10 protein-coding genes and 1 pseudogene are annotated in these 12,193 nt (G+C 43.9%); 2 read left to right on the top strand and 9 right to left on the bottom strand.

The annotated features are described in order from the left end of the window. Positions 1-291: 291 nt before the first annotated feature. The 4 genes from FTD44_RS06380 to FTD44_RS06395 all read right to left on the bottom strand — a co-directional run bounded on the left by FTD44_RS06380 (position 292) and on the right by FTD44_RS06395 (position 4,753). Positions 292-1,623, bottom strand: coding sequence for a dihydroorotase (locus tag FTD44_RS06380; RefSeq protein ID WP_222165678.1), 1,332 nt, complete (start codon positions 1,621-1,623; stop codon positions 292-294). Positions 1,624-1,718: 95 nt separating this feature from the next. After that, positions 1,719-2,333, bottom strand: coding sequence for a hypothetical protein (locus FTD44_RS06385; RefSeq protein WP_222165679.1), 615 nt, complete (start codon positions 2,331-2,333; stop codon positions 1,719-1,721). Positions 2,334-2,386: 53 nt separating this feature from the next. Next, positions 2,387-3,760 carry a ribosome biogenesis GTPase Der gene (gene der, locus FTD44_RS06390; protein ID WP_222165680.1) on the bottom strand — a complete coding sequence of 458 codons (1,374 nt, stop codon included), beginning with the start codon at positions 3,758-3,760 and terminating at the stop codon, positions 2,387-2,389. 141 nt (positions 3,761-3,901) lie between these two features. Further along, entirely contained in the window at positions 3,902-4,753 is an 852-nt protein-coding gene (locus tag FTD44_RS06395; RefSeq protein WP_222165681.1) for a T9SS type A sorting domain-containing protein, read from the bottom strand. Between the two features lie 204 nt (positions 4,754-4,957). Here FTD44_RS06395 and FTD44_RS06400 point away from each other — a divergent pair, with 204 nt between their 5' ends. Continuing rightward, positions 4,958-6,979 carry a peptide-N-glycosidase F-related protein gene (locus FTD44_RS06400; protein ID WP_222165682.1) on the top strand — a complete coding sequence of 674 codons (2,022 nt, stop codon included), beginning with the start codon at positions 4,958-4,960 and terminating at the stop codon, positions 6,977-6,979. A gap of 73 nt (positions 6,980-7,052) precedes the next feature. On the opposite strand, the gene ung is transcribed toward FTD44_RS06400, so the two are convergent. Genes ung through FTD44_RS06425 form a run of 5 tightly spaced genes read right to left on the bottom strand, consistent with a single transcriptional unit; the run spans position 7,053 to position 11,695 of the window. Further along, positions 7,053-7,727, bottom strand: a complete 675-nt coding sequence (gene ung, locus FTD44_RS06405; RefSeq protein ID WP_222165683.1) for a uracil-DNA glycosylase — start codon at positions 7,725-7,727, stop codon at positions 7,053-7,055. An 11-nt stretch (positions 7,728-7,738) separates the two neighbouring features. Further along, positions 7,739-9,466, bottom strand: a complete 1,728-nt coding sequence (gene recJ, locus FTD44_RS06410) for a single-stranded-DNA-specific exonuclease RecJ (RefSeq protein WP_222165684.1) — start codon at positions 9,464-9,466, stop codon at positions 7,739-7,741. 54 nt (positions 9,467-9,520) lie between these two features. Further along, positions 9,521-10,402, bottom strand: coding sequence for a hypothetical protein (locus FTD44_RS06415; RefSeq protein ID WP_222165685.1), 882 nt, complete (start codon positions 10,400-10,402; stop codon positions 9,521-9,523). Between the two features lie 59 nt (positions 10,403-10,461). Further along, positions 10,462-11,226, bottom strand: a complete 765-nt coding sequence (gene mazG / locus FTD44_RS06420; RefSeq protein ID WP_222165686.1) for a nucleoside triphosphate pyrophosphohydrolase — start codon at positions 11,224-11,226, stop codon at positions 10,462-10,464. Positions 11,227-11,233: 7 nt separating this feature from the next. Further along, entirely contained in the window at positions 11,234-11,695 is a 462-nt protein-coding gene (locus tag FTD44_RS06425; protein ID WP_222165688.1) for a hypothetical protein, read from the bottom strand. Positions 11,696-11,785: 90 nt separating this feature from the next. Here FTD44_RS06425 and arfB point away from each other — a divergent pair. Further along, positions 11,786-12,175, top strand: a pseudogene (arfB, locus tag FTD44_RS06430) (alternative ribosome rescue aminoacyl-tRNA hydrolase ArfB); the annotation flags it as partial. Positions 12,176-12,193: the final 18 nt, after the last annotated feature.

Below are 12,193 nucleotides of genomic sequence, written 5' to 3' on the forward strand. Positions count from 1 at the left end.
ATTTAACTTTAAATATGCAGACACTAGAATTGTTTTTGTTTTTTAACTTAAGATTTACACAATCGCGCTTGCAAAAGTACAACACGAAATCCAATTTTTGTCCACATTTGTTAAAATTTTTTTTTCAATGCTGGCAAGGGTTTCAGCCGATTAATTGTCATTTTGAATATATGTTTGTCAAAATTGTGTCATACCCGGCATCACAGTTTTGTCAGAAATCCAAATCAAATCTTTACCTTCCCTTGACAAAAAGGCGCAAAACACATTTTAACAATAGATATATATAAGTAATTAACGGTCGAAAGTCAGGCGTTCACCCATGATATTATCGATCACTTTTACACCATCAAATACCAGGTTCCCGTTCACATAGGTCTGGTCAATGCTGTAATCGAATGTTTTTCCCTCCAGCGGGCTCCATGCGCAGTGATACAGGATATTTGATTTATCCACAGTATATGGTTTCTGACCCAGCAGTACCAGGTCGGCAGCATAACCTTCTTTCAGATAGCCTCTTTTTGCAATCCGGAAGCAATCTGCAGGGGCATGGCACATTTTTTCTACCACTTTCTCCATACTGATCTTTCCTTCCTGTACATATTGCAGCATCAGTTGCAAAGAGTGCTGTACCAGGGGCAGGCCGGCAGGTGCCTGTGCGTAAGGCTGCTGTTTTTCCTCCCAGGTATGCGGGGCATGGTCTGTCGCAATAATATCCAGACGGTCGTCCAGCAGGGCTTCCCACAGTGCGGTACGATTTTCCGGTGCTTTAATAGCTGGATTGCATTTGATCAGGTTGCCCTGTGTAGCGTAATCATCGGCGGTAAAGTGCAGGTGATGTACACATACCTCGTTGGTAATGCGCTTATCTTTCAACGGCAGCATATTGGAGAACAATTGCAGCTCTCTTGCTGTAGTAATATGGAGGATATGCAGGCGGGTATCATATTTTTTAGCCAGTTGAACGGCAGTAAAGCTCGAAGAGAAGCAAGCCTCTGCATCACGGATCAGCGGATGGAAGGAGGCATCGGTAGGATTGGGATATAACGCTTTATTGGCTGCAATAATACGTTCATCTTCGCAGTGCGTGGCAATCAGGTGCCCGGTTTCGGAGAAGATGGTATTCAGGGTAACGAAGTTATCTACCAGCATATCACCAGTGCTGCTGCCCATAAAAATTTTGATGCCGCAGACATTGTGTAATTTCTCATTTGCCTTCAGCACTTCTTCCACATTGTTATTGGCTACGCCCATAAAAAAGGAATAGTTAGCCACAGAAGTATTGGCGCCGATAGTATATTTCTGCTCCAGTAAGTCTTGTGTGGTTGCCGGTGGGTTGGTATTGGGCATCTCCATAAAGGAAGTAACCCCACCTGCAACAGCAGCACGTGCTTCAGAACCAATGGTAGCCTTATGCGTAAGCCCCGGCTCTCGGAAGTGCACCTGGTCATCAATTACACCTGGTATTAACCATTTACCGGTTGCATCTATTTCCTGTACCTGCTCCGTCACCGACAGATTTTCTCCGATTTTCTGAATCAGTCCGTCTTTAACCCAGAGGTCTGCGATAATGGTTTTGCCCTCGTTTACGATCTGGGCATTTTTGAAGAGTATATTGTTGCGCATGTAAGAAAATTGAACGTGAAGCCCCAAAAATAAAGACTAATATGTAAAAAGGGCAGATAATCCTGAAATGTTTGCGCAATACAGCCAGGGCAGCATCATTCCTTAATATTAGAAAGTCGCTCTACAGTCGTTTTAAATTCAGCAATGACCTGTTGATTGTAGATGAGTAATTCGGGGAAAGTATGGCTTTCAGCGTAATGGTAGATTTTTCTATTGAGCTCGTCAGCATAAGTTCTTAAGGAATCCTTTTGTGCAGCACTTATTTTGCTCTCATTCACCCCCACAAAAAATATTGTCCCTGTCTTAGCTTTTAATGCCTCAACCTGATGGCTCATGTAGGACTCGTACTCATCCAAAGTCGCTTTACGGAACAGGGCAAAGGACCTGAAATGTCTGAAGTATGCTTTCCGGAAAGATTCCTTTCCGGTTAAGTCAAAATAACCACCATCTGACTTACATATCTGTGTATTACGACCAATATAATTACCTTCAGTTGGATTAAATATCAGGGTATCGATATCGACAAAGTATGTTGGTAAATCCACCGCCCTTATTTCCAGGTACAATGTATCTTCCGCTACGGTCAGAAACATCTCTTTTCTTTTCTGGTCTATCTTGTAGAGGCTAGCGTATTCATATCGCTCTCCGGCATATACAGCAACACTGGTATACAGAAAAGTAACCAGGAGTATCTTGGCAAACAGTTTCATATATCCAATATTAAAAAAGAGTTGCCAGCTGGCAACTCTTTAGCAGAAATAAATTATTTATTACGGAAGAATATCTTGATCGGCACGCCTTTGAAACCAAAGTGATGACGCAGTTTATTTTCCAGGAAGTTCTGGTATGGTTTCTTTATTTCATCCGGGTGGTTGCTGTAGAAAGCAAACGACGGAACCATAGTAGGGATCTGCATCACGAACTTAATGCGTACATTGTGTCCGCGCATCATCGGTGGTTTAAAGATCTCTACTTCTTTCAGCATCGCATCATTCAGTACAGATGTTGGTATTTTCTTCTGACGGTTTTCATAAACCTCCAGCGCCTGCTCCATTGCCTGGAAGATACGTTGTTTCTCCTGTGCAGAGATAAACACTACCGGCACATCACAGAAAGGCTGTAAGCGTTCTTTCAGCTGCTTTTCGTAATCACGGGCAGTATTGGTTTGCTTACCCTGTATCTTGTCCCATTTATTCACCAGGACAATAATACCTTTACCCTTACGGGCTGCAAGGCTGTAAATGTTTACATCCTGAGCAGTAATACCTACTTCGGCATCGATCAGTAACATACACACATCTGCCTCATCCATCGCATTGATGGCACGGATTACAGAGTAAAACTCCAGGTCTTCGTTTACATTTTTCTTCTTACGGATACCCGCAGTATCAATCAGCACGAACTCCTTACCAAACATATTGTAATGGGTATGGATAGAATCGCGTGTGGTACCTGCGATATCAGAAACAATAGTACGGTGCTTACCTGTCAGTGCATTCAGTAAAGTTGACTTACCGGCATTAGGCTGACCAATGATGGCTATTTTAGGAATAGGATTTTTAGGATAAGCCACCTTGACCATCTGGCCATACTCATCTTCTTCCTCTACCCAGATCACATCTTCATCATTGACATAATCCTCAGGTATAAAAGAGGTAACCATATCCAGCATATCACCGGTACCGCTACCAGATGCAGATGCAATCATTATGGTATTATCAAAACCATAGGCATAAAACTCTGTTGCATCCAGCTGGCGTGCAGCATTGTCTACCTTGTTAACAACTAAAATAACTGGTTTTTGAGAGCGGCGCAAAACCATGGCCATCTCATTATCTAATTCTGTAGTACCCGCACCGGCATCTACAACAAACAAAACGACATTCGCCTCTTCAATTGCAATATGTACCTGTGTACGAATCTCTTTTTCAAATACATCTTCGGAATGGGACACGAAACCTCCGGTGTCAATCACATTGAACACTTTACCGTTCCAGTCGCAAATACCGTATTGGCGATCACGTGTAACTCCACTAAAATCATCTACAATCGCCTTCCTTTGTTCGACCAAACGGTTGAACAACGTTGACTTTCCGACATTGGGTCTACCTACAATGGCTACCGTAAATCCTGGCATAATTTTATTTTTATAATGCTTATAAGCCTGCAAAGATACAATAAGCTAACGGAACTGCACATTTTCCTTTAATATGTGCCTGATTTAAACAAAAAAAGACACGCTGCGAAAGCGTGTCTTGTGCGAAATAAAAACTATTATCTACAGTTTATGAAACTTCATGATGGTTTCTTTTGTACCATTACCTACTTTCATCAGGTAGATACCGGTACTTAATGCAGCTGCATCAGCTTTGTACTGGTTGGTACCGCTTCTGAAGATCGCTTGCTCTGTCTGCAGCACTCTTCCGGTCATATCCATCAGCTGGAAGCTGTATTTGCCCGGAGTTGTATTTTCAATCTGTACCGTTACCGCACCGTTTGAAGGGTTAGGGAATAACTGTACACCTTTTAATTGTTCTGTATTACGAATGCTGGTAGTGGCTTCTGTAATATTAGCGCTGGTTCCGAAGTTCCACTGATCTCCGGCATCGTTAGCACCATTACCATTCACACCATTAATAACGGTATAAAACTTAACGGTTCCGGTTCCGGCAGCAGGTGCAGTCCACTGGAATTGCGCCGCATATACTATATTACCGCTGTTAGGAGTACCGGCAAGTGGTGTAGTATGCTCCAGCAGGGTATTGTTTGCACGTGCAGCCACGCCGCTCACGCCATTAGGAGATAAAGTACCTACAGAGGTTCCGCCACTGTTGGCACAAGTCAGCTGAAAACCAAACTTAGGATGTCCGGTGCCGGTATTGCTACCCGCCAGTACAACCGTATACGTCTGTCCCGGTACATAAGTGGTTACAGGTGTTGTGCCCTCCATCAGCAATACTGCTGCGGTAGTAGCATTGTTCTGATTACCATGGCAGTTAAAACAACCGGTAGCACTACCGGTACTGTTTGTCTGGTTACCTAAGGTACCATGTGTACCATTCTGGTAAGAAGATAACACTATAGTGGCTAACACACCAATAGAAGCAATGGAAAGTAATTTTTTCTTCATGCGTGAATCTTTGTTTATTGAAAGTTGAAAGGGTAATAAATTTAATATATTTCCAATATTACTAATAAATCGTGATTTGTCAGTTTTTTGTCACAGATTTTTTTCGATTTAAGCGGTGATCAAATTGTTGCCTGCGCATTTCTTATAAACTACCGTTAAATTTTACTAATTTTATGTCCTTATTCATTTACATTTTTGAGCAACATGAAAAAAATTTTATGTAATCTGCTCGCTATTGCAGGCTTAGGTATTTCTGCCCATGCTGCAACAGGCGACACTACGGTGGTACAAGCGCACAATGAAAAACAGCTGCAGACGTACACCAATTATGATACGACCATTACCTTCCCGAACGGTTCGCTCTCTTACCAGAAGATCATTATGGATTTTACCTTAGGTAAGTATAACTGTGGCGGTAGCTATAATCCGGCTACAGCAGGTGAGACCAGCCAGGGCAAAAGCGGCTGGTGTTCTGACTGGGATTATGACCTGCATATTATTGTCATGACCGCTGCCGGTGATACGCTTGAACTGGGCGAGGTGATTACTCCATATGCCAATACTACCCTTCCTATGTTCCCATGGACATGGAAAAGAAATTACCGTTATGATATTACAGATCTGTATCCTATCCTGAAAAACGGTGCAACCATCCGTATCTTCTACGCAGGCTGGTCTGGTGGCTTTACCGGTACAACGAAATTCTCTTTCATCGAAGGTACTCCTCCGCGCGAGGTACTGGGTGTACAATCTTTATGGCAGTCTCCTGGATCTGGTTTCTCTTACGGTGAAGCTGTTTCTATCGACTCTCAAATTGTAAAAAGAACGCTGACGGCACCTGCAGGTACTACTGCTGCTACAGTACGCACTATTATGTCCGGTCACGGATTCGGTAACCAGGCTTACTGTTCTGAGTTCTGTTCTAAATGGTACCGCCTGATGGTGAACAACCAGAACGTAGAGCAAAAATCGATCTGGAAACCAAGTTGTGGTTCTAACCAGGCCTATCCGCAGTCGGGTACATGGGTTTATGACCGTGCCAACTGGTGCCCTGGCGAGCATGTAGAGCCTTACTGGCAATCCGTTCCGGTATCGGCTTTATCAGCTCCGTTTACGGTAGACCTGGACTTCCAGCCATATACCAACGTAGGTACAACCAGTAATCCTGGTGCATGGTATAAATTATCTTCTGCTATTATTTTCTATGGTGATTACAACCGTCAGAAAGATGTAGGCGTAGAGCACATCATCAGCCCTACTACAGATGCTAACGAATACAGAAACAACCCTATCTGTGGTTCTCCTAAAATCGTTGTAAAAAACTATGGTTCTGAAACAGCTACCAGCATTAAATTTGAATACGGTGTTGCAGGTGGTACTATGAGTACTTATACCTATACTACCAGCCTGGCCGCTAATGCCAGCGCAGAAGTAAACCTGCCGTCCCTGGCTTCTCTGCAAACAGCAGCAGCCAACAGCATCTTTGTGGTAAAAGTATTATCTGTAAACAATGCTACTGATGAGAATCCGGATAATAATGAACTGAAATCTGAATTTGTTCCTTCTCCTGAGTGGACTGGTGGTAACTTCTCTATCCAGTTGAAAACTTCCGGAGCCGTTTCAGGTCAGCAAAACCGTACGGACTGGAAAATTATTGATATCGCTACCGGTAATGTAGTGGCTTCCAGAAATGGTATTGCAAATAGCACTACTTATAATGATACTGTACACCTGGCTAATGGTTGTTACCGACTGGAACTGGATTGCAGCACCCTGGGTGCAGGTCTGAGAAATCCTTACCTGATTAGCTCTGCGGGTACCTTCATCGTAAGAAACCTGGGTACAAACCAAAGAATTACACTGGACAAAAACCGCGATGGCCAAACTTCTGCTTACCAGGGTAATCTGGAAGGCTGGATGGGTAACGGATTTACGCAGTACTTCACAGTAACCGGTTCTACCAGTGTATTGAAAGTGGAAAATGACATCAACCTGAACATGTATCCTAATCCTGCTATGGATGTACTGCACATCCGTGTAGATGGCCTCTCTATACAGAAAGGTACCGTGACGTTAACCAATGCTATTGGCCAGGCGGTGTACACTGCAGAGATGAAAGGCAATGATTTCACACTGAATACGGAAGCATTCCCTTCAGGTATCTATACTTTAACCTATAGCTCTGATAAAGGAAGCCGTGTGGAAAAAGTTTCTATAAAACACTAATCAGTATTTTTAATAAATAAATGGGCCGCAGTGATTACTGCGGCCCATTTATTTATTAAAAATCTTATTGCTACTATACCTGCCACTCGATCGGCTTCTTGCCATGTGCTTCCAGGTAGGCATTGGTCTTGCTGAATGGTCTGGAACCGAAGAATCCGTTATAGGCTGAAAGGGGCGATGGATGCGCCGATTCTATGATGCAGTGCTTAGTCGTATCAATCAGTCCTTTCTTTGAACGGGCATTTCCGCCCCAGAGAATGAAGACGATGTTTTCTTTTTCCTGTGATACTTTTTCAATAACCGCATTGGTAAAGTTTTCCCAACCGATCTTGCTGTGAGAATTGGCCAGACTGGCTTGCACCGTAAGGCTGGTATTGAGCATCAGCACACCTTCTTTGGCCCAGGACTCAAGAAAGCCATGATTGGGTATCTGGAAACCCGGAATATCGGTGACCAGCTCCTTGTAAATATTAGCAAGGGAAGGCGGTGGCTTTACACCAGGGCGTACCGAAAAGCAAAGGCCATGGGCCTGACCCGGTCCGTGGTAGGGGTCCTGGCCGAGCAATACCACTTCTACTTTATCAAACGGGCAAAGCTCAAAGGCACGGAATATATCCTGTCCTGCAGGGTACAGGGTTATGCCCTGTTCACGATCGTATTTGATGCGGTCTACGATCTGTTTAAAATAAGGTTTCTCAAATTCTTCTTTCAGCTTGTGCTTCCAGCTGGTTTCTATTTGTACATCCATAGGTCTTTAATTTAGGCCGAGGCTCTGATGTCCAGTACTTTTAATTGTAGCGATGTTTCATTGTTCCATTCGTTTTCATCAATGGTATATACAATATCAAAAGGCTTGTTGCTATTGATCAGGTCAAATTTATAAGCAAGGTTAAACCCTATACCACTAATCGGTTGTGCTCCGTTCTGGTTTATTAGAAATTTGATATGCTGATCTTTTACAATTTTGCAGGATTGCCTGAAGTTTGTCACGCTCCGGGAAACAAATACCGGGCGCAGGTTATCGGGGCCAAATGGCTCAAACTGCTGCAAAATATTGAAGAGTTTATAATTGACCTGCGACAGCTCCAGTTCAGTGTCGATCAGTATTTCCGGGCAGCGGGATTCTGTAGAAATGGTTTGGCGTACAATATCTTCAAATCGTTGCCGGAAGGGTTCAAAATTTTCCTTGCTCATCGTCAGTCCGGCGGCAAAGTAGTGTCCACCATAATTCTCCAGCAGATCGCTGCAGGATGCAATGGCATCGTGTATATTAAAGCCGGTAACCGAGCGGGCCGAGCCGGTAATCTTATTATTGGATTCTGTAAGGACAATAGTAGGTTTGTAATAGTAGTCTACCAGTCTGGAGGCCACAATGCCGACTACTCCTTTATGCCAGTGTGGCCGGAAAAGTACCGTGCTGTAATTGTCTTTATAACCCAGATCTTCCTGGAGAATAAGTAATGCCTCATCAGAAATGCTTTTATCGACCAGTCTGCGGTCACTGTTATCCTCATGCAGCTGAGCTGCCATTTTCTGTGCGGTGGCATAATCCTTTTCAATAAAGAGGGCAACTGCTTTATTGCCGTCATCCATTCTGCCGGCAGCATTGATGCGGGGAGCGATGACAAAGACCAGATCGGAGACCTTGAGTACTTTTTTAGTATCCACCAATTCCCGGATCACCTGTATGGCCAGGCATGGATTAAGGTTTACCTTCTCCACCCCGAAGTATGCCAGGATACGGTTTTCTCCGTTAATCGGTACAATATCTGCGGCTATAGAAGTTGCAACCAGGTCAAGGTAATTATATACCAACGACATATCCAGTTGCCAGAACATAGCCAGGCCGCTGATCAGTTTGAAACCGATGCCGCAACCACTCAGTTCTTTGAACGGATAAGGACAATCAGATTGTTTAGGATTGAGGATGGCTAAGGCCTCCGGCAAATGTCCTTCTTCGGGTAAGTGGTGATCACAGACGATGACACCAATACCTTTTTCTCTGGCATAGGCTATTTTCTCAACTGACTTAATACCGCAATCCAGGGTAATGATCAGTGAGATGCCCTGTGCCGCGCATTCATCAATAGCTTTAGTAGATAATCCATACCCTTCATTATAGCGATGCGGTATATAATAGCAGAGTTGCTCTTTGGACAGGTCTGGAGCATTGCCACGCAGAAAGTCGTATACAACAGCGACGGCCGTAGTACCATCCACATCATAATCTCCGAAGATCATGATTTTCTTTCCTTCCCTTATGGTTTGATCGATATGTGTTATTGCAGCCTGCATTCCTTTCATGAGGAACGGATCATGCAGGTGCTCCAGCTGTGGCCTGAAAAAATGCTTAGCCGAAGCAAAATCACGGATACTTCTCTGAGCCAGCAAGCGGCATAATGATAAACTGATGTTCAGGTCTTTCTGAATACTCTGTGCTAATGGCTCATCTGTCGGCTTAAAGGTCCATCTCTTTTCTAATCGCATAATGGTTCGGGTTTACGGTGGTGTATCAGGTTAATGAAGCTGGCGGTGCAGCGGTTACTGTCCGGGTATTACCCCGTTTACCGGAGCCTGTCCGTCTTTAAGCTTCATTATAGGCACCACATCCTGTACCGGTTGCCATTGAAAGTTGACCCATTTCAGTCCGTCTACCATTCCCGAAGGCACCATGGTATTGCGGCGCTGCGGCTGGTTTACTTCTGATATTACGCGATCATATATGATCATTCCTTTTTCATTATCCCAGTTCAGAGATACCTGTGCACCTTTCTGGTACTCCAGCACAAATCTTTTACTGGGCATATTATTTACGCGGAAGTAATCTCCGCCAAATGTGATCTTGTTGCCTTCGATATTCAGTACATCAACTGTTTTTGTACTAAACCCATTTCCGTTCTGATTGGAACCAAATACAAAATATAAAGGACTGCCATTCGCTGCTTTCTGCGTCAGAATGCGGTAATACTCTGCACCAAACCAGTTCTTATTGGAAAGCGGTCCGTAAAGGGTATTGCCTTCAATCTTTTCTGACATATCCAGCAGTGGGTATAATTGTCCGTCTGCTTTCTGAACGGCTCCATAATAGCGGAAGCCAGCCAGTTTATATTCAATGGTCCAGTTAAAAATGCGGAAACTCTTATCGTCCGGGCTGATGATATGAATTTTCTTGCCCAGGCGTTCGAATGGAAATGCATAGGCATTTTCCTGTTTCAGCAAGGTGCCGAGCTGCTTTACAAACTTATGGCAGTATTCAATACGGTCTTCGTACATATAAGCCCGGTACATAGAATCGGCCGAAACAATAAGGGAATCTTCCGTTTTCTGGAATGCCTTTAACTGGTCGGCAGATAATTTCTGGGCAAAAACCGATGTCATTCCTGCAGGAACGCAGCATAACAACAGGAGTAATAATTTTTTCATATCAACAAATTTCTATCACTTTCAATACGGATGAAGCTAAAAATACACTTTTTTTCCCTTTATTCCGCTTTTTTCACCTCATTCCACAGGGCATCCTTCTCTACAAGGCTCAATGCAGTAAAGTCAAGTGCTTTACTTTTGGCCAGGTCTTCCATCTGCTCAAAACGTGATTTGAATTTTTTATTGGTCTTTTCCAGGGCCGTTTCGGCATCGATACCCAGGAAGCGACCATAATTGATTAAAGAGAACAGCACATCGCCGAACTCTGCTTCCTGCTCTGCTTTCGTGCCTATGGTCAAGGCCTCTTTCAGCTCGCCCAATTCTTCCTGCACCTTATCCCATACATCATCTGCAAGCTCCCATTCAAATCCTACCTGCTTAGCCTTGTCTTGCAAGCGGGTTGCCTTTACCACTGCCGGCAGCGACTGCGGTACACCACTCATTACCGAGCGCTTACCCTCTTTCAGCTTCAGCTGCTCCCAGTTTTTCTTCACTTCCTCTTCATCCTTTACCTGTACATGGGCGTATATATGCGGATGGCGAAACACCAGTTTATTAGCAACACCCTCGATCACATCACTTAAGGTGAATTGGTTTTGCTCCTGGCCTATCTTACTGTAAAATACAATATGCAGCAGCAGATCACCCAGCTCTTCTTTAATTCCTTTCCAATCCTCTTCTGTAATCGCATCTGCCAGTTCGTACAGCTCTTCTATAGTCTGTGTACGCAGGGTATGAATGGTCTGCTTTTTATCCCAGGGGCATTGCTCCCGCAGGTCATCCATTATACTGATCAGGCGCTCCAGCGAATTATGGTAGCTCATATATTGCTTAATTTTTTCTCTGTAAAGTATACTTGTCTTTAAAAATACCACTGAACGCAGCTTTTGCTGCACTTAGCCGGATAAGATGATTCTGCTCAAAACGATAATATTCTATCCTGTTCACTTCCGGGTAGGTAACCGTTATGAGGCAGTCCGCTTCAATTTTCCAGTGGCCTGTATACTGCAAACGGTTTTCGCCCTCGCCCAAAGTCTTCTCTACACTTTCATTCTCTCTGAACTGAATACGGGTAAGGCGTAACAAATTACTATCATAACAATCGTATCCGAAGCAAGGTACATTGCCCTCAAAAATACCGGGCTTAAACGAACAGGCAAATTGGCGTGCAACCGGCTCCGGCGGGGCTTCTACAACCGGCAAAGGCTTTGCTGCGTGCTTACCGGTTCTGCAGGAAGCCAGTAAAACCAGACACAGAAGCATGCAATACCGGTAAAAGAGGTTGCTTTTCATAGAGGACATATTTTGAGATGCTCTGCAAAAATAAGCTGATTGTTCCACATTAGTCCGTGTACCCGCTATTATTCGTAATTTCGCGATATGATTGATTTCAGCCCGGAAATAAAATACAAAACAGCAAGAAGCGGAGGCAAAGGCGGCCAGAATGTAAATAAGGTAGAAACTATGGTGGAAGCCCGTTGGAACATCCTTGAAAGCAAGGCTTTCAGTGAAGAAGACAAGGCGCTCATATTTCTGGCGCTGGCTAACCAGATTAACGGAGAAGGTATACTTATCGTTAGAGCATCTGAAAACCGCTCACAATTAGAAAATAAGGAACTGGCAACTAAAAAGATGTTGCAATCGGTACGCAAATCCCTGATAAAACAGAAAAAGCGTATTGCGACCAAACCGTCTAAAGCTAAAGTGGAAAATAGACTGGACCAGAAGAAGCAACATGCCGAACGCAAACAAAACCGCCGGAAAGACTGGTAAGATATACAAAAAGGGCGG

It is taken from the genome of Edaphocola aurantiacus, assembly GCF_019797745.1.
Lineage (GTDB): Bacteria > Bacteroidota > Bacteroidia > Chitinophagales > Chitinophagaceae > Edaphocola > Edaphocola aurantiacus.

What these genes read in the sequence shown, in the direction of transcription:
- FTD44_RS06380 (WP_222165678.1), bottom strand. Translation starts at nt 1,623, where the DNA reads ATGCGCAACAATATACTCTTCAAAAATGCCCAGATCGTAAACGAGGGC.
- FTD44_RS06385 (WP_222165679.1), bottom strand. Translation starts at nt 2,333, where the DNA reads ATGAAACTGTTTGCCAAGATACTCCTGGTTACTTTTCTGTATACCAGT.
- der (WP_222165680.1), bottom strand. Translation starts at nt 3,760, where the DNA reads ATGCCAGGATTTACGGTAGCCATTGTAGGTAGACCCAATGTCGGAAAG.
- FTD44_RS06395 (WP_222165681.1), bottom strand. Translation starts at nt 4,753, where the DNA reads ATGAAGAAAAAATTACTTTCCATTGCTTCTATTGGTGTGTTAGCCACT.
- FTD44_RS06400 (WP_222165682.1), top strand. Translation starts at nt 4,958, where the DNA reads ATGAAAAAAATTTTATGTAATCTGCTCGCTATTGCAGGCTTAGGTATT.
- ung (WP_222165683.1), bottom strand. Translation starts at nt 7,727, where the DNA reads ATGGATGTACAAATAGAAACCAGCTGGAAGCACAAGCTGAAAGAAGAA.
- recJ (WP_222165684.1), bottom strand. Translation starts at nt 9,466, where the DNA reads ATGCGATTAGAAAAGAGATGGACCTTTAAGCCGACAGATGAGCCATTA.
- FTD44_RS06415 (WP_222165685.1), bottom strand. Translation starts at nt 10,402, where the DNA reads ATGAAAAAATTATTACTCCTGTTGTTATGCTGCGTTCCTGCAGGAATG.
- mazG (WP_222165686.1), bottom strand. Translation starts at nt 11,226, where the DNA reads ATGAGCTACCATAATTCGCTGGAGCGCCTGATCAGTATAATGGATGAC.
- FTD44_RS06425 (WP_222165688.1), bottom strand. Translation starts at nt 11,695, where the DNA reads ATGAAAAGCAACCTCTTTTACCGGTATTGCATGCTTCTGTGTCTGGTT.